General features: G+C 55.0%; 6 protein-coding genes. All 6 read left to right on the top strand.

The window, feature by feature from the left end:
* The first annotated feature begins 2 nt into the window (after window positions 1–2).
* Genes Q0778_RS06580 through Q0778_RS06555 form a run of 6 tightly spaced genes read left to right on the top strand, consistent with a single transcriptional unit; the run spans window position 3 to window position 20114 of the window.
* Window positions 3–13487, top strand: a complete 13485-nt coding sequence (locus Q0778_RS06580) for a DUF5801 repeats-in-toxin domain-containing protein (protein ID WP_298334994.1) — start codon at window positions 3–5, stop codon at window positions 13485–13487.
* Between the two features lie 28 nt (window positions 13488–13515).
* Window positions 13516–14241, top strand: coding sequence for an OmpA family protein (locus tag Q0778_RS06575; protein ID WP_298334992.1), 726 nt, complete (start codon window positions 13516–13518; stop codon window positions 14239–14241).
* 18 nt (window positions 14242–14259) lie between these two features.
* A complete protein-coding gene (locus Q0778_RS06570; protein ID WP_298334990.1) occupies window positions 14260–15660 on the top strand; it encodes a TolC family protein in 1401 nt (466 codons plus the stop codon).
* Window positions 15661–15706: 46 nt separating this feature from the next.
* Window positions 15707–17842 (top strand): type I secretion system permease/ATPase, encoded by a 2136-nt coding sequence (locus tag Q0778_RS06565; protein ID WP_298334988.1) that lies wholly within the window; start codon window positions 15707–15709, stop codon window positions 17840–17842.
* Window positions 17839–18849: a cell wall hydrolase gene (locus Q0778_RS06560; RefSeq protein ID WP_298309154.1), complete on the top strand. Its 1011-nt coding sequence runs from the start codon at window positions 17839–17841 to the stop codon at window positions 18847–18849. Before Q0778_RS06565 ends, Q0778_RS06560 begins: the two co-directional genes overlap by 4 nt.
* Entirely contained in the window at window positions 18846–20114 is a 1269-nt protein-coding gene (locus tag Q0778_RS06555) for an HlyD family type I secretion periplasmic adaptor subunit (RefSeq protein WP_298309157.1), read from the top strand. Before Q0778_RS06560 ends, Q0778_RS06555 begins: the two co-directional genes overlap by 4 nt.
* Window positions 20115–20131 lie beyond the last annotated feature (17 nt).

The following is a 20131-nucleotide window of genomic DNA, read 5'->3' as shown; positions in this document are numbered from 1 at the left end:
ATGTGGGGGCAATTTACGGTTTTGGTGCAGCGCTTGCGCGTGCGATAGCTACTCCCACTGATTTCTGGTTTCGTCCGCAGTTTGAGGACGAGCGTGCGATGAACTTTGAAGACAATGCAGGATCAGAACAGCCACAGGACGAAGTGGTTGGCGTTGGCCCTCGGCCAGACGAAATTGTCGCACCAAGCACGGACAATGTCGTTACGCTTCCTAATGGCGCATCGCTTGAAGGCCTTTCGGTCCAAGGACGCGATCTTGTTGTCACTTTAGAAGACGGTTCCCGGATCGTCATTCCAGAAGGCGCCGTCCTTGTCCCACAGCTCGTTATAGATGGAGTAGCCATTCCTCCACAAACTGTCGCCCAGCTTCTTGCGGATCAAGGCCCGGAGCCAGCAGCTGGCCCGCTTCAAAGCTCTGGTGGAAACTTTGCTACGGACGAAGGTGAAATCCAGTCTGCCTTTGCGTTGGGAGATTTGCTTCCGTTTGGTGAATTCAACTTCCCGGTAGAGGAAGAGGAAGAGATTTTCCCAACCCTGGGCGATGAAGATCCAACAGTCGCTATCCAAACGCCTGAAAGTCCAATCCCAACCGAGGATAAAACGGCGATTGTCGACGAGGCTGGTCTTCCTTCACGCGGCACTGACGGCCAGGTCGAGCCAGAAGGCACCGACGAGTCAAGTGACTCGGAAATCACAACAGGTACGATAATCTTCAGCGCGCCTGACGGTCTCGCTTCGGTCAGCATCAATGGTCAACCGATCACGCTTGTAGGGCAAACGATTTCAACACCTCTTGGTACACTTACAATCACTGACATCAACCTTGCGGTTGGCGAGATTGGCTTCAGCTACACGCTAGACGACAATACATTGGGTTCAGAATCTGATGTCTTCAATGTCGTGGTTGAAGATGTTGATGGCGACCAGGCTCAGGCGTCCTTGACCATCGACATCATAGATGACGCTCCCATTGCGGCAGACGACATCGATTTCGTCCCAGCGGGAAGCCATGCGCCGATTACGGGGGATGTGCTCGTAAACGACGTTCCGGGCGCAGATGACTATGCCGTAGAAGGCGCAGTCGCAGAGTTTGGCAATGACGGCGGTACCGCAGCGCCAGGGGATTCGCTGCAAGGTGAGTTCGGCACTCTAACGTTGAACTCAGACGGCACCTATAGCTATGTCCGTGACGTTAACACGCCGGGCGGCGTGACAGACACATTTGCATACTCCATCGTTGATCAAGACGGCAGCACTTCGACGGCCACACTTGTCATTGAGATTGGCGATGCGCCCGATGCGATCACAAGCGTGCCACAAACCGGTGATGGAACCGTGGTCGAGGAAGGCGGGCTTCCTGCGCGCGGTGCGGAACCTGCTGGGACCGGTGAACTCGCCGATGATAATGCGGTCAACAACAGCGATCCTTCTGAAACAACCGGATCGACTATTACGTTCAGTTCACCTGACGGTATCGCAAGCGTCACCCTTGGGGGTGTTGAAATTGTTCCGGGCAATCTGCCGCAGACGCTCATCGATAACGCCGTTGGTACTCTTGTCGTAACGGGTTTCGCATATGACCCGCTCACCGGCGATGGCTCTATCGATTATGAGTTCACTCTTGCAGACAACACCTCTGGAGATGACAGCTCTTTCGATTTCGAGATCGTCGTTGTTGATCTCGATGGTGATGTTGCAAGCGATACGCTGACCATCAACGTTATTGACGACGAGCCAGCAGCAGAGGATGATTCCGCCTCACAGGTCGAAGAAGATGCGCCTGTTACAATCGACGTATTCGCGAATGACACTCCGGGTGCAGACGATGTCGCGCTCGGCACAGTTACGGTTGTCGAAGGTTCGCTGACTGGAGCAGGAACTCTGGTCAACAATGGCGACGGGACATTCACCTACACACCAGCTCCCGGCGAAGAGGGTGTGGACGGCGGTGAGCAAGGACCTGCTCCGATCACGTTCGACTACACCATCACTGACGGTGATGGTGACGTCTCTACCGCAACAGCGACCATAACTCTCCTGGAAGATTCCACGCCCGAGATCGGCATCAATGAACCAGGCGTCGAAGGTGAGGATTTGGTCAATGAGGCAGGCTTGCCCGCCCGCGGGGCAGAACCTGCAGGTTCAGATGAGGCCAGCGATAGCGAAATTGCGACTGGCATTATTGCGATCGAAACAGGCAATGATTCAGTCGGTTCTCTGGTCATAAACGGAGTGGACGTTACCGGCGGTGGTACAATCACCACCGCGAAAGGCGATTTGGTTGTTGCGCTCGTCGACGGAATCTACAGCTACACATACACTTTAGCGGACAATACGCTGTCCGACCCAGACAGCGACAATTTCGCGCTCACCGTGACTGATAGCGATGGAGACACTGCGAGCACCACGCTGGTGATCTTCATCGCCGACGATAGTCCAACTGCACTGGATGACAGCAATTCCATTGGCGCAGGCGAGTTTGGCCCTGCTGAAGGCAACGTGCTGGTCAATGATACTCAAGGTGCGGATGGTGCAACTGTAACCGGGTTTTCCGGTGAAGGCGGTTCTGCAGACGCAGGGGGCACGTTGGCTGGCGAGTTCGGCAATCTGACCTTGAATGCCGATGGCAGTTATTCTTACATCCGCAATCCGGAGACGCCTGGCGGCGTAAGCGACACCTTCACCTACACCCTTACGGACGGTGACGGAGATACGTCGATTGCTAACCTCGTCATCACAATTGCAGATGCGCCGACAACCTTGAGCCTCCCAGTTGCAGGCGAAGGCGGGACCCAGGTGGACGAGGCCGGCCTTGCTGGACCTCCGGCAGGATCAATCGCTGCTTCTGACAGTGAATTCACAACCGGCACTTTCGTGTTCACAGCTCCTGACGGGCCTGCGCAAGTCACAATTGGCGGTGTTGCGGTTTCCAATGTCGGGCAAACTTTCACCGGCGCATTCGGAATCCTGACGATCGATGCGATCACAGACAGCTCTATCACCTACACTTATGAGCTGACCACGAACACTGACGGTGACAACACCTCCGATGACTTTGTCGTTCGCGTTTCGGATCAGGATGGCGATTTCAGCGAGGACACGCTTGAGATCGCAATTGTCGACGATACTCCAAGTGCCAATCCGGACTCCGATTCCGTTACCGAAGACGGTCCTCTGATTGCAGACGGTAATGTGCTTACCGGGAAAGGTGGCTCAGATACGAACACCACCGATGGCGTGGCCGATATTACCGGCGCGGACGGTGCGACGGTCACAGCAATTGCCTTTGGGACTTCAGGTGGGACCGTTGGCAACGCCCTAGCCGGTGCATATGGCTCGCTGACGCTTAATGCCGACGGCAGCTATAGCTATGAGCTCGATAATTTGAACGCGACAGTTCAAGGGCTCGACAGCACTGAGACGCTGACCGAAGTCTTTACCTACACGATCACCGATGGCGACGGCGATACCGCGACCACTACCCTGACCGTCACAATTAATGGCCAGGACGATCCGGTCGTTCTTAATGGATTGGACGTTGAAGGTGCGGAACTCTTCTTAGACGAAGACGATCTGCCAGATGGCTCTTCACCAAATTCCGCTGCTCTGACAAAGAGCGGCACGTTTACAGTGACTTCTCAGGACGGTCTTGCATCGCTCACAGTCGGGGGGATTGAAGTCATTGGATCTGGTGTGAATTTCCCAGTCACCATCGACGACCCGGTCTACGGCTTGTTGACCATTACCGGGGTTACTCCGGTGACAGATGCCGATGGGGATATCGTCAGTGCAACAGTCGCTTACACTTACGTACTTCAGGACAATTCCCTGCTGCACTCAGGTGCGGATGATGGAGAGTTCACCGATAGCTTTGCGGTCGTCGCAACGGATACGGATGGCTCGATCGCCACGGACAGCCTCGACATAACAATTGTCGATGACACACCAAGTGCCAACCCGGACTCGGATTCCGTTACCGAAGACGGTCCCCTGATCGCGGACGGCAATGTGCTTACCGGGAGTGGTGGCTCTGACGCGAACCCCACCGATGGTGTGGCCGATATTGCCGGCGCAGATGGTTCTACGGTAACAGCGATTGCCTTCGGCGCCACAGGTGGAGCCGTTGGCAACGCCCTAGCCGGTGCATACGGCTCGCTGACGCTCAATGCAGACGGCAGCTACAGTTATCAGCTCGACAACAACAATCCGCTAGTTCAAGGGCTCGACAGCACTGAGACGCTGACCGAAGTCTTTGCCTACACCATCACCGATGGCGACGGCGATACCGCAGCAACAACTCTCACAATCACGATCAATGGTTCCGATGATGGGGTGACAATCAATGGGCTTGATCTTGATCCTGCTGAGTTGACCGTTGACGAAGACGATCTTCCTGATGGTTCGTCGCCCAATGCAGCGGAATTGACGCAAACCGGCAGCTTCACGATTGTTGGCCAAGATGGCCTCGCTCTGATCACGGCTGGTGGAATCACTGTTTGGACCGATACGGGCGGCTTTGTTGCTGGCCAGACGATCACCACGGCGATTGGCTCGTTTGTTATCACAGGCGTTACCCCGACGACGACAGACGCGAATGGTGATGTCACAGAAGCGACGGTCACGTTCAGTTACACGCTTAACGACAATACCCTGACGCATTCCGCAGCCGGCCAAGATGCGATCCTTGAGAGCTTTGCCATCACTGCAAGCGACACTGATGGCTCCAGCGAGAGTGCATCGGTCGATGTCCTTGTAATCGACGATATTCCTGACGTTGTTGCAGCCGATGTGGATGCGCCAGTGCTGGTCACAGAAGATTCCGATATCGGCGCTGGGGCAAGTGATGCGGATAATTTTGCGGTGCTTTTCTCGACTGAGTTTGGCGCAGACGGGGCGGCCGCTGCCGATGCAATCGTCTATTCGCTCTCGATAAATGGGGGCGACGGCGAAGACTCTGGTCTTGATGATGCGCTTACCGGTCAGAACATTTTGTTGCGCCTCAATGGCGACACGGTTGAGGGCTATCTTGAGGCATCGGGCGAGGTCGCGTTTACCCTCGCGCTCAACTCAGCGACCGGAAGTATTGTACAGACTCAGCTGCGTGCGATCGAGCATGACGATCCTTCCGATCCTGAGGAAACAGAGGCATCAGACGCTGCTGAAACAATCTCCAGCGGTTTGATCAACCTGACGGCAACAGTCACCGATGGCGACGATGACACTGACAGTCAGACAATCGATATAAGCGGTTCTTTCGCTTTCGAAGACGATGGCCCAGATGCAGTTGACGACAATGCCTCACAGGTAACTGAGAATGCAGCATTCACAATCGATGCACTCGACAATGATGCATTTGGTGCTGACAATGTGGATACAGCCGATCCTGCAAAGGTCTTCGTTTCGACCCAGGCCTCGCAAGGGACGGTTACCTACGATCCGATCACGGGATTGTTCACTTACACACCAGACGCTGGTGCCGGTTCGAACGGCAGCACAGCTGATCTCTTTGAATATACGATTGTCGATCGCGATGGCGATACATCGACAGCGCGTGTTGCAGTTACGCTTCAGCCGGACTCGGAACCGCAGGGCGGCGAAGAAGTCGCAACGGTTGATGATGATGGTCTTGTAGGCAACAATCCACTTTCGACAATTGGCGATCTTGATGCCAATCAGTTCGACGATCCGAGCGACACCAGCGAGGCGACGTTCACGGGGACGCTGTCATTCGATGTCGGTAACGATACCCCGGCGACGATTTCATTCGCGCCGGTCTTGAATGGTGCAACGGCCACTGTTGGACAAGAAACCGTGGCCTATTCGGTGGTTGGCAATGTTTTGACCGCAACTGTTACCGGCGGCGTGCGCGATGGAACCGCCTTGTTCACAGTCGAGATCACTGACACAGCAACGGGAGCCTATGTCGTTACTTTACTCGACAATGTGCTGCATACTCGGGGCGATGATGAGAACAATGCATTTGCGTCAATCGACTTCACGGTAGCGGACAGCGAAGGCGATACTACGCTAACCAATCTCGGCATCGTGTTTGATGATGATGCGCCGACTGCAACCGACAATTCCGCCACTGTAATCGAAGGCGGTATGACGGGCGGAAACGCTTTGAGCGATGATCAAGGCTCGGGTGTTGACGCATCAGGTGCCGATGGATTTGGGCTCAACGGCGCAATCATCCGCATCGACAGCGTCAACGCAGGAGGCAATCAGACCACGGTCGATGCTTCAGGTAATCTGATCCTCGCAGGGGAGTTCGGCACCCTCACAATCAATGTCAACACTGGCGTCTATAACTATGCCTCCGACGCCAATGCAACAAATTCCGATGTGCAGGATGTCTTCACCTACACGATTGTCGATGGTGATGGCGATGAGGCAACGGCGACGCTGACCATCAATATTGAGAATGTTGCAGGTCAGGTCAGTGACAATGATGTGCTTGTCGATGAGGCTGGATTGTCGATTGGTAGCGATCCGACTTCCGACAGCGAAATCGATGCAGATGGCCAGATCAGTGTTACTGGCGCGTCAGGCACTCTTGTTTACTCACTCACCGGCGCTGTTGCAGGGCCAGGCGCCAATGAAGTGCAGATCGATGGCGCGTTCGGCACGATCGTGCTTAACACTCAAACTGGGGCCTACACCTACACGCTCGACACGCCATTCACTGACACTGTCGATGAAAATGGCCCCAATGTGGTCAATGGAGTGGAGAGCTTCGAATATGTAGTGACCGACACGCTAGGAAACGAGATCGGGCGCTCGACGATTGATGTCAGCATCATTGACGATGTTCCGACAGCCACTGACCAAGCAAACATCAATGTTGCTGAGGATGCGGTTGGCACAATTGGTGGCAATGTTGTCACCGACGGGACGGGTGACACCCCTGGTGCAGATGGCGCATCTGTTACCGCAATCACCATCGGCGGTAATACGACCGCGGTGCCGCAGGATGGCAGCTCGATCACTGTCTTCACAGCGAATGGGACCTACACAATTGATCAAAATGGGGAGTGGACATTCGACCCCAACCCCAACCTCGATCATAGCGCTGGCAATATTGATGCGAGTTTTACTTACACGCTGACCGATGGCGATGGTGATTTTGACACCGCGATCCAACCGATCACTATCGTTGATGGTGCAGGCCCAATGGCAGGGCCAGATATCACTCTAGCCTTGGATGATCAAAATCTGGCGGATGGATCAACTCCTGGCGCGCCTGATTTTGACAGCGACACAATCACATTTACTCCGGGCTCTGATGATATTGCTTCGATCGTATTCGGCGATACATCAGCGCTGGGAGGCGGCCTGAATTGGGTCCGTGTCAGTGACACGCAGATTACCGGTTCTGACAGCGGGCGCCTTGTTGTGACGCTCGACCTGTCGGTCACAAATAATGTCGCGACTGTTACCGCAACGCTCAATGACAATTTCGACGATCATCCAATCGCGAATGTCGATGATCTGGTCGATCTTGGCGATGTTGATGTGATCGCAACCGACATCGACGGCGATACCGCAAGTGCCACTGTCAGCGTTTCAGTATCCGATGACCTTCCCACCATCACCGCCTCGGCACCTGCAGCTGATGCGCTTACAGTGGATGAAACGGATCTCACAACAGATGCGACCGCCGATTTCTCCGGCCTGTTTACGGCGGACATTAATGCGGACAATCCAGGCACTGTTGGCGACTACGTGCTCGGCATCAATGCTGGCGTTACCGGCCTTGTCGATGTTGCAACGGGCGAAGCCGTGCAGCTGCGTCTGAACGGCGATGTTGTTGAAGGGTTCAGCGCCACCGGCGGCGTTGTCTTCACTGTGGCAGTTGATTCAGATGGCATGGTCACACTCGATCAGCAGCGTGCGATTAGGCATGATGATGGGGGTGATCCCAATGATGCGGCCGTTTTATCTGCGGCCAATCTTGTCACATTGAGTGCAACGGTAACGGATAGCGATGGCGATACGGATACAGCTGTCGCCAATATTGCCGGTGCATTTACCTTCCTCGATGATGGGCCAGACGCAGTGGTCAGCAATGCGGTGGCTGACATGCTTATCCTGGACGAAAGCCCGCTCCCGCCCGATGGGGACGGAATTCGCAGCGCGATGGCAAATCTAGCCGACAATTTCGGTGCAACCATAGATTTTGGAGCAGATGGAGCGGGGAGTGTCTCATACGCCTTGCTGCTTAGCGCCAATGGGATTGGCTCTGGCCTCTTCGCACTCGGCGCCAACGGTGCGCAAGGTGACGAAATCCTGCTTTCTTTGTCTGGCGATACGGTCACTGGCTCAGTCGGTGGCACTGACTATTTCACCATCGCTGTAGACACCACAGCAGGCGAACTGACCTTCATCCAGCTTGAGAACATCTGGCAAGGCGATGACAGCGAGCCGGATGACCTCGAAACCCTGACACTGGATGGAGCAGGCGAATTCCTGCGCATCGAACAAACTGTTACCGACCGAGACAATGACAGCGACAGTGCGACAGTTGAACTTGGGAGCGGTGTCTTCAAGATTGAAGATGATGGGCCGTCGGTCTCTCTTTCAGGCATCAATCCTGACCTCCTGGTCTCCGATGCAGATCTTTCGACCGACGCGTCTCTATCGTTTGCCGGTGCCTTCACCTTCGATGCGGGCACTGACGAAGAACTCAACACAGATTACGCTCTGGGCGTTGTCGATGGAACTGCCACCGGCATATTCGATACTGCGATAGGCAATCAGGTGTTCCTGTTCCTTGAAAGCGGTGTGGTTGTTGGACGCGAGGGTAGTTCGACAGGAAATATCGTATTCACCGTAACAGTTGCCAGCAACGGTACGGTCGAACTTGATCAGCTGCGCGCAGTCGATCATATGCAGTCGAACCTTGATGGCGCAAACGCAACACTGATCGCCGATGACCTCGTCCAGCTGACTGCGACAATCACGGACAGAGATGGCGACACGGATAGCGCGACGCTGAATATCGGATCTGATCTGCTCTTCGCGGATGACACACCGACTGCAGCAGTTACGCAGACTGCATTCCTTGACGACGATACGCAAAGCGGCGGCAACGCAGGCGGTCCTGATGATCAAGACCCTGATGAGGCCAACCTCACAGGCACACTGGTCGATCCCGTTGAAGGGTTCGGAGCTGATGGTGGGACCGTCGCATTTGCCACGACTGGTGCGCCCGCCGGTTTCCAATATGTCGCCAGCGGCTCTGATATCCTGATCCAGCAAGCTCAGGGCAACGGCTTAGTTACTGTCGTTACAGTCACGCTTGATCCGAACACCGGGAACTACACTGTCACCCAGAATGCCAACATCTTGCACGCAGACGATGGCAACAATGATGAGAATGAGCAAACCTTCACCCTATCCGCTACATTGACTGATGGCGATGGCGATACTGATACCACATCCCTCACAATCGTAGTCGATGACGATACGCCAATATCGGCCGATGGCAATTCCAGTGGAACTGTCGATGAAGATGGCCTTGATGATGGTATTGAGGGTGGCACTGGAGATGTGGTCGGCACCGCCACTGTGGCAACGGGATCAGTAACAGGCTTCTTCAGCTCTGGGGCTGACACACCCTTGGCTTATTCGCTGGACACCGACACGGCGGCCCTTGAAAGCTTCACTTCGGGCGGCGTGGCCGTAAGCTATGAAGTGAATGGAAACACATTGACAGCTTCAGCTGGTGTGACGCCGATCTTCACGCTCGTGCTCAATGCGACCACCGGCCAGTGGACTTTCACTTTGCACGCGCCATTGGATCATGCGCCCTCTGGCGGTGAGAACGATCTCTTCTTCAATTTTGCAGATTTGATCGTCGCAACCGACGCCGATGGAGACGAAGTCTCTTCCGAGTTTGCCGTAGCAACTGTGCGTATTAACGATGACACACCGGTAGCGGTCGACGACAGCAATGCACTTTCCGAAGATGATATCTCGGTGGGCGGCAATATTCTGACAGATCCGGTCGCCGATGGGTTCGGAGCCGATGGACCAGGAACGACCGCCATTACCGAGATCAGTGGCTCGGGTGGTTCAGGGACTGTCGGAGGCACGACAACAGGCAGCTTCGGTATTCTCACGCTGGGCGCGGACGGCACGTATAGCTACGTTCTCAACCAGGCTTCGGTTCAGCATTTGGATGATGGCGAGACCGAAACCGACACTTTCAATTACACGATCATTGATGCCGATGGGGACACCAGCTCTGCAACTCTGACGATCACCATAAACGGCGCGAATGATGCACCTTTTGCGAATGCTGATACGAACTTCACGATCGAAGACGCAGCATCTGCAATCAGTGGCAATGTGTTGCAGACGATAGCGCATAATGGGGCACCAGATGGCAATGCGCGAGGTGATGTCGCTGACACAGACGTCGATATCGAGCCGCTCACAGTTACGACAGTAGGCAGCTTCTCCGGCACATACGGGGTCCTTACGCTCAATTCCGACGGCAGTTACAGCTATCGTCTGTTCACCGAGGTAGAGAACCCAACCGCATTTGCAGCTGTCCAAGCTTTGAATGAAGGTGATGCGCCGCTCTCGGATGTCTTCAACTACACCGCAAGCGATGGTGATCTGACTGCGGATTCAACACTGACTATCGATATCTTCGGTGCAAACGATGCGCCGGTCGTAGGAACAGCCACCGTTGCAACGTCCGACGAAGGTCTCATGGGTGGTTTGACTGACTCGGTCGGCAGTCCGAGCGACACAACGAACAGTTTGACCGCCAATGGCACGATTTCCATCACCGACACTGATGATACCAGCTTTACAGTGACCTTGTCGGCTCCGTCTGAGGCACTGAGTTCAGGCGGAGAAACCATCGTGTGGTCGCTGAGCCCTGATGGTCAAACTCTAACGGGTTCGACCACTTCGGCTGGCACTGTTCTCACGATTGTGATTAGCGACACTGGCGCATTCACCGTTACCCAATCGGCGCAGATCGATCATCCTGATACAACCAGCGAAGATGTTGTCAGCTTTGGTGTCGATGTGAATGTCAATGACGGCACAACAACCACGACGCAAATCGATGCGATCACGGTGAATCTTGAAGATGACGGTCCAGAGGCAGTGGTCGCCGATAGCCTTAGCGCTACGAACGCCGCAGGTACCCTGGCGTCAGTAGACCTCGATCTTGATGATGATGTCGATAACAATTTCGGCGGAGATGGCGGCCGTGTCATCTTCACTGCTAACTCAATCGCGTCGCTTGAAGCCCAAGGCCTGACCTCAGGTTTCATACCGCTCGAGTATTCGATTTCTGCTGATGGAACTGTGCTGACAGCCGTGAAAGCTGGCACCACAGACACTGTTTTCACCCTCACGCTTGACCCGAATTCGGCGGAAGATGACTATGTCTTGAACCTCGTTCAGGAAATCGATTCAACCACCAATGTGCAGTTCAATGACACCGACTTCAACTTCACTGGTGGCAACCTCTCGTGGACTGGTTTCGTGTCTCTTGATGAGAACCTGGGTGGCACTCCAGTCGACAACGATAGTCAGGATCTGCTGCTGACTCCCGCCGAGAATGGTGCAGACGCAGGTTCAGTAAATACAACGGCAAACATTGGCGGCGTCTCTAACGGCGCGTCCGTTGGCAATGGCGAGACTTTCCGCGTCGACTTTGTGACCGATTTGCGCGGCGATCCCGCTGATACGGTTGGGGGCCAAGACTATGCCGCTGCCGCAAACCGGGATCATGTCTTCGATGGCCATTATCTTGCCAATGGCGCAACCGCGTTGTTTAAATCCACAAACGGGTCTCAAGTCCGAATTACCGCATTCGACGACACAGATGGCGACAACGATGTGGGCGATGGCGTGATTGATGCGATCACAGGCGTGACCATTGAGTACCGCGGTGTTTCCAATGGCACGATCATTATCCCCACAACAACGCCGACCGTTTACTCGGTAAATGGGCGGGACTTCACCGTCACGCTAAACGCAGACGGATCAGTATCTGTCGACGGGCTGGAAGGCGATTCTGGTTCGTCGCTGGCGGGCACGGTGATCGGTGTCTTTACCGATGATGGGTATAATAGTCTGGAGTACACCTATGAATCGGGAGGCACCTTCCAGATCGGTGGCTTTGGCGCGACCGTAATTTCTAATGATCCGGTTGAATTCGATGTTCCAATTTCTGTGGTCGATAACGATGGCGACATTGTCAGCTCCGGTGTGCTTGACATCACTCTCAGTCCTTCGGTGACACCTGTGGTGCTTGATCTTGATGGTGACGGCGTCGAATTCGTTCCAACTTCTGCGGGAGTGGCGTTCGACTACTCGGGAGACGGTAGCGCTGAAGCAACCGCTTGGGCGGGCGCAGACGACGCAATACTGGCAATCGACACCAATGGTGATGGTACCGTTTCCAACGCGTCGGAATTTGTGTTTGGCGGGAATGATCAAACCGATTTGGAAGCCATTGCCGCTCTCTATGACGATAACGATGATGGCATTCTCGATTCATCTGACAGCGCATTCTCGCGGTTTGGTGTTTGGCGCGACGCAAACCAAAATGGTGTGAGCGAAGCGGGTGAGTTTGTAACTCTGGCACAGGCAGGCATTGTGTCGATCAATCTCGATGCAAGCGGGACTGTGGAGACAGCTGCGGGCGGCGATGTCACAATTTTTGGCACTACGACCTTTACTTACGCCGATGGCAGCACGGGCGTGGTCGCCGATACTGCTTTTGCCACCGGCGCGGTAAGCGACAACCAGCAAACTCGCGCAAACCAGCGAGCTGCAGAGATTGCAACGGTCGCTGCGCTAGCAAGTTCGGTGTTAATAGGAGCAGAGGCTGGGTTGGGCCTCTCTGATCATGGGATGCATCTCAGGATCGAGCACCAGTTCGACGATGGCAATGTTTCAACCAGTGCCTTCGCCAAAGCACCCAAAGCTGCAGTTACGTATGACGAGTTAATCAGCAATCTGCTGCTGGAGCAGCAAACAGACTTCCTATCGCCGGTTTCTGACAGTATTCTTGGCAATTCTGACGCTGCAAACGCGCTTGCTGACCTGCAGAAAGTCGCGCAATTTGAACCCAGCGAACTCGCAACGGCTGAGTTGTTCGAAGTTGGGGACGCTATTTCCACAGAGAGCTCTCCTTCTGCTTTTGCAGGCATTGAGGTGGCCCAAGCCATGGAAGCTCTTCTTGTGCTTGAAGCGGCGCAAATTGACCGCGAACCAGGCCTCGATACTGTTGAAGGGGTGCTTACAGATCTAGCTGCCGAAAACTTGCTGGATCAAGTCATCGATCAATTCGAAGACCAATCCGATTCAATCGATTACCTGGCTTCGGAAGAGCAAGGTGAAATCGCGGGACTGCTCAATGAAGTGTTGGACGCTGCAGTCACTCCGCCCGATGCCAGCCAGGCACTCGCTCAACAACTTGAAGACGCGGCTGCGGCAGCAGCCCAAGCCTAAACAGAATCAAACCCACGGGGGGAGTAAGATGAAGAACAATTGTCATTATCTTGCGGCGTTAACCATAATTTCGATGGCAACGACCGGTGCATCTGCGCAAGATTCGGTGGCCGATCTCATGGCCGCCGATACCGATACTCTTAGGTCGGAGCTTCAGAGTCGATTTGACGCGGCGCTCACACTGACCAATGACCAATCAATTATCTTGGCCAATGATGCGCGCTATATGTGGGCTTCCGAAGCCAAAGTTCAGTGTGCGATCGCTCTGGGATATCTCAAGTCGAATACCCGCGACCAAACCAGCATTGAGAAATGCGACTTCGCGTTCAAGCGTATGTCGATATTGCCTCCACCAGTTGTGGAGACTCCGGTCGCGCAACCGGCACCGCCACCACCGCCTCGGCGCGCCATTTGCGATCAGCGGGAGCCAACGCTCGTGTTTTTCGAGTGGGATTCATATGATCCAAGTCCCGAGGCTACACAGACGATCGGCTCAACAGTTACGACGGCGCGCGAATGCGGGTGGAGCGCATTCAGTGTGGTTGGACATACCGATCGCTCCGGCAGTAACGCCTACAATGACGCGCTGTCGCTTCGCCGGGCGGAGGCAATCGCCAATCTGATGGGCAGCCTTGGGATTAGTCCCGGCCAAATCACGATCAGCGCGAGAGGGGAGGACAATCCCCGGGTTCCAACTGAGGATGGTGTTCGCAGCCCACAGAACCGCCGCGTTGAAGTTACTGTTTCTAATTGAAGATCGAGAGAGAATTCAATGTTTAAGCTTATCATTCCAGCCGCCGCTGCCGCGCTCCTCACCGGAGTTTCGCCGCAAGCCATGGCGCAAAGCACATCGGAACCGGTGACTATGGCCGAGGCGATAGACATCGCCGTCCGATCCAATCCACAAGTTCAAGAAGCGCAGTTCAACAAAGAAGGCGTCGAATTTGAACGAAAGCAGGCTCAAGGTCTTTATGGCCCGCGCGTTGATGTTGAGGCTTCGGCTGGCATCCGCAGGTTGGAGAACAACACGCGCCGTAATCTTGGCATTGCAGACGATGAACTATTCCCGGTCGAAGTCGGGATTACGGGTGAATGGACAATGCTCGACTTTGGTCGGCGGCGCGGTGAATTGCTGCGTCAGGCGGCCCGCGTTGACGGAGCATCGCTTCGCGTTCTCGAACGCTCGGAATTCGTCGCCTTGCAGGTCTCACGTCAATATCTTGACGTGCTGCTGCAACAAAGGGTGGCGGCCGCGGCTGAAGACAACACCCGCTTCCATGAGCTCCTCCTAGCTGACTTGTCACAAGGAGTTTCGCAAGGCTCGATCAGCGTGGCCGATCAACAGCAAGCTGAAGAACGGCTACAGGCAGCGGTTGTGCGTCAAGAGGAAGCGAAGCGCGCGTTGACCGACGCGCAAATCTCTTTGCGCACGCTGACCGGACTGGATATCCGCAACGGCGTTCTGCCGCCCAGCTTGGTCAACGCACTCCCTCAATCGCTCGAAATGGCGATTGGGGAAGCACGCTTGCGCAATCCATTGGTGAGGGAAGCACAAGCAGATGTTGATGCAGCCAACGCGCGCGTAACAGCGGCCGAGGGAGAGCTTTATCCGACCGTTGGACTCGAGGTGCGCGGCCGCATCGGCGATGATATTGACGGCTTTTCGGGCGAGACCAACGACGTGCAAGGCCGCGTGGTTTTGCGTTGGAATATCTTCGACAGTGGGATCAACAGGGCCCAAGTCCAGGAAATGGTTCGACGCTCCTCACAGGCGCGATATGCCTTGCATCAGCGCCAGCGAGAGGCGGAAGAAGATCTGCGTTCTGCATGGAACGCACGGGAGACACAAAGCCGCATCGTAACTGCGCTTGATCGTCAGGCGAGCGTTTCGGATGATTTGCTGCTGTCTTATCGCAGCCAGTTCAACATCGGTCGCCGTTCATTGCTTGACGTTTTGGATGCGCAAAACACTAGGTTTAACACCCAGGTTCGTCTCGAAACGGCACGCTTCTCCGAAATGTTTGCGCGTTACCAGATTCTGGCAGCGACAAGTAACTTTCTCGACGCAGTAAGCGTTGCGCCTGGGGCAGGATCGGGCTCAAATGAACGGGAGCGGTTCAATTATGGCCCGCCAGTAGAGGCTGAGAAACAGCGCCGCGTCTATCCCAAGTGATCCGACGGGCAGAGCGGAATAGGCGCGAGGCAAGGAAATGTCATTTATGGAAGAACGATTGACGGGCTCTGGCGTCGACAGCTTAGCGCTGTGCGTGGTCGAGCTTGCCAATCGCCTCTCTTCTGGCCTCTCGCCATCCGCACTGTCTCAGCTCCCGAAAAATCGGGATGGGCGGCTGCCTTGGCATCAGGCTGAAACGGCGCTCGAACTCGCTGGGATCAACTTCGATAAGCTGAAACGCGGCAAGCTTCCCAAACGTGCCTCATTCTTTCCAGCGCTTGTCGAGCTGCAGGATGGCGGCTTCATAGTCGCATTGGAAGCCAACGAGGGCGAGCTTCTGATCTGGCAGCCGGATACCGCCGTAGAAGCTTGGATCTCGTATTCGGATATAGCCTCGCAATATGCTGGCCGACTCTATTCGGTTTATAGCAACCCAGACCTTCAGCGCGAAGAAGAGGCACCTTGGCATGCCAAAGCACGTGGGCACTGGTTTTGGGGAGAATTGCGGAAGGAGCGAGGCTCCTTTGGACCAGTAATCCTCGCATCGTTTCTGATCAACCTGCTGGCTGTTGCCTTGCCCCTGTTTACAATGAACGTCTACGATCGGGTCATTCCGAATCAGGCGACCGAGACCTTGTGGGTTCTGGGAGTCGGCGTGTTTTTGGTCTTTGCGCTTGAGTTCGCCTTGCGCCGTGGCCGAACCGCTGTCCTGGATCAGATATCAAGGCGGTTGGACCTTAAACTTTCTCAGAAGATTTTTGGCCGGCTGCTCGCCACCCCGTTAAATGAACGCCAAGGCCACACAGGAGCGCTCGCGGCGCGGGTGTCAGAATACGCAATCGTGCGCGACTTTTTTGCGTCCACCACCGTGGTTTTGATCATCGATGTGATGTTTCTCTTCGTTTTCGTTGGAGTGATTGCGATCATAGGTGGTTGGCTCGCGCTTATCCCATTGGCGATCATATTGGCCATGGTGATCGCTGGATACGTTTTGCAACGCAAAGTGACCGAGGCAGCCCAGGATGCCCAGGCTGATTACGGTTTGCAACAAACACTGCTGGTGGAATCTCTGGCAGGTATCGAAACTCTCAAGAGCATGGGCGGCGAGGGCGGTGCTCTTGGCCGCTGGTATCGTCTGGCAGATGCCGGATCGCACTCGCAGGAGCGGTTGAGGAGCGTCAATTCGATTGCAGTAGGGCTTGCGCAAACCTTTCAACAGATTTCGACGGTCTCGCTTATTATTGGCGGATACTATTTGTTCGCAGCCGGCGAGATTTCGATGGGTGCGATCATCGCAATTGTCATGCTAGCGTCGCGTTCGCTGGCACCAGCTGGGCAGATCGCCTTCGTTCTGACACGTGGTCGCCAAGCGAATGAAATGTTGGGAAGCATTGAGCGTCTTTTTGAAGCTAGTGACGAGCGTCAGAAAGGCGGATCGCTTGGCTCTGCCTCAATCCAGAAGCCGTTGATCAGACTTGAACAGGTGCGTTTCTCTTATGGTGAAGAGGGCCAAGCCGCATTGCGCGATGTGACCTTGGAGATCAAACCGGGCGAGCGGATTGGGATTGTCGGCAGAGTCGCGTCCGGCAAATCAACCCTCGGGCGGGTCTTATGCGGCCTTTATGAACCAACCGAAGGTGCAATGCTAATCAATGGGTTGGATGCGGGCCAGTATCGACCTGAGCACCTGCGAGATGCCTTGCGCTTTGTTGGTCAAGACACCGCGCTCTTCTCGGGGACTATCCGGGAGAATCTGGCGTTAGGCCGCCGTGAAGCAACCGACGAGCGTATTCTCGCGGCCTTGCAGGAGACGGGGGCTGACCGTTTTCTTGCTCGGGATAACGGTGGATTCGAACGCGCAGTTGGGGAGGGCGGAAGCAGGCTCTCTGGGGGGCAGCGATCGTTTCTCTCGCTTGCACGTGCGCTTGTTACGCCTTGCGAATTGCTCTTTTTGGATGAACCAACCGGAGCCATGGATAGTGCGACAGAGAAGCACTTCACTGAACGGCTCGGCGCCTCGCTTTCACCTGAGCAGACCCTGGTCATAGCGACCCATCGACCTGCTCTGTTTGCTTTGTGCGATCGTCTCATTGTTTTGAGTGATGGCAAGGTTGCCGCAGATGGCCCGATCAAGGAAGTGCTCGCTTCCGCCGGAACCTCCGTGGAGGGCTTTGGTCAATGAGACTGATGCGCCGCCTTGCTCTACGTGTGCCTTTGCTTGCCGCTGCGACTGCGGTGGCAGCTTCACCAATGTTTGTGCCTGATGCGCCGACCAGTGCAGCTGTATTCTCACAGGCTGATTCTGAGATAGAGGCAATGCTTCCGGAGATGTCGACCGGTAAGGATCAGCAACTGCTCATAACTGGTACGGATGCACAATCACGGAACGCACGGATTCCTGTCCATAAAGCATTGGGGCGTGAATTGGCGCATTACGCTCCAATCGGCAGCGGGCTGCCGCAGTATTCAACTGCTCTAAATTGCCTGACGCAGGCGATTTACTATGAGGCGGCCAACGAACCCCAAAAGGGCAAGATGGCGGTTGCACAGGTGGTGATGAACAGGATGCGCCATCCAGCATATCCAAATTCGGTCTGCGGGGTAGTCTACCAAGGTGTAAACAATCGTGTTTGCCAGTTTAGCTTCACGTGTGATGGCGCTCTGCTGCGAAAACCTTTGCAGCGCCAATGGCTAGAATCGCTGTCGGTTGCTAAAGAGGCGATGAATGGCAAGCAGTTGCCTGATGTGGGCACAGCGACCCACTACCACGCCGATTATGTTGTTCCCAAGTGGGCATACACCCTCGCTAAGATCAATGTGATCGGACGACACATCTTTTATCGCTTTCGCGGTCGTGCAGGCGAGCCTAGCGCGTTCACAGCCAAATGGAAACGCAGCGAAAGCGTGCCTTCGATTAACTGGGCAAGATTTGATGCCGAACAAGATCAACTCCCATCAATCGATTCCGTGTCCGATCAAAGGAATGAATGGGTGCCTGGCCTTACTGTCGCACCAACGGCTTCAGATCGTCACACGACCAATGACGTTGGTGGACGAATTGATACGACCAAAGAGTGGCGTCTGACTATTCCTGATCCTGTAGATATGAGATCGAGCTATGAGGCCTCCGTTTCTGATCAGGTTGAAGCAAGCTCGGACCCAACCGAGGCTGCTGGAGCAGCCCAATGAGTGTTTTCGGTTTCTGGGAAAAACTCGACCCACCGCGTAAGCTTATCGCTGTTTCTGCGATTGGCATTGCCATTCTTTTGATCTGGGCCTCTTTCGCACAAGTCGACAGCGTTACACGAGGCACGGGTCGCGTTATCCCCTCGAGCAAAGCTCAGCTTGTCCAGCCATCGGAACCTGCAGTTATTGAAGAGATATTGGTCCGTGGCGGGCAGTCGGTCGAGGAAGGCCAGCTGCTGGTTCGTCTTGATGATGCTCAATCCGCATCGGAGCTTGGTCAACTACAGACTGAGAATCAGCGTCTGGCTGCGAGGGCACAACGACTTGAGAGCGAAGCATCAGGTGGAAATTCGGCCAGCTGCGAGCCAGGAAGTATTTGCGCTGAAGAACAGAGACTTCAACGTGCTCGGGTTGCTGCAGCTCGGGCTCGGCAAGGATCACTCAGTGCGGCAGTAGAACAACGCCGCCGCGATCTGCGCGAGGCCGAGGCAACAGTATCATCGCTACGCGACAGCGTAGCCTTAGCGCGAGAGCAAGTCGATCTGCTCACACCTTTGGCCGAACAAGGTATCGTCCCACGCACTGAATTGCTCACGGCTCAACGCGAGCTTGTGGACTCGCAAGGGCGCTTGTCTGCGGCGCAGCAGGCTGTTGGAAGGGCGAACGCAGCGATCAGACAAGCTCAAGCTGATCTCAACTCTGCGCGGCTCGATTTCCGCCAGCAGGCTCTGGATGAGCGCAGCGAGGTGACGACGCGGATTGCTGTCAATGAGGAAACCATTCGCGGAGCAGAAGCACGGCAACAACGCAATGAACTGCGTGCGCCAGCTGCGGGGATCGTCAATGACGTCCAGATCACTACAGAAGGTGGTTTTGTGAATGCGGGCGAGATGATCATGCAGATTGTACCAGTGGGTGACCGGCTCCTGGTCGAAACTCGCGTTGCGCCCAGTGATATCGCTTTCATTAAGGTGGGAGATCGCGCTGTCGTGAAGGTGACCGCTTACGATTTCTCGATTTACGGTGGGTTGGAAGGGACTGTTCAACAAGTCTCAGCTGACAGCATCTTCGACGAGGTAGAACGTGAAGCCTACTACACCGTCCTGATCGAAACAGAGCAATCCGCGATTGAGCGCGGTGACCAGTCGTTTCCGATTGTCCCAGGTATGGTCTGCGAAGTGGAAATCTTGACCGGTCAGCGAACGATCTTGAGTTATCTTCTCAAGCCAGTTTCGAAGGCGTTCGATCGCGCTCTGACTGAGCACTAAGAAGCATCAAGTAGCGG

Source organism: uncultured Erythrobacter sp., assembly GCF_947502395.1.
Classification (GTDB): domain Bacteria; phylum Pseudomonadota; class Alphaproteobacteria; order Sphingomonadales; family Sphingomonadaceae; genus Erythrobacter.
Note: the sequence above shows the minus strand (reverse complement) of the source record. Positions and strands in the feature narration are given on the sequence as shown.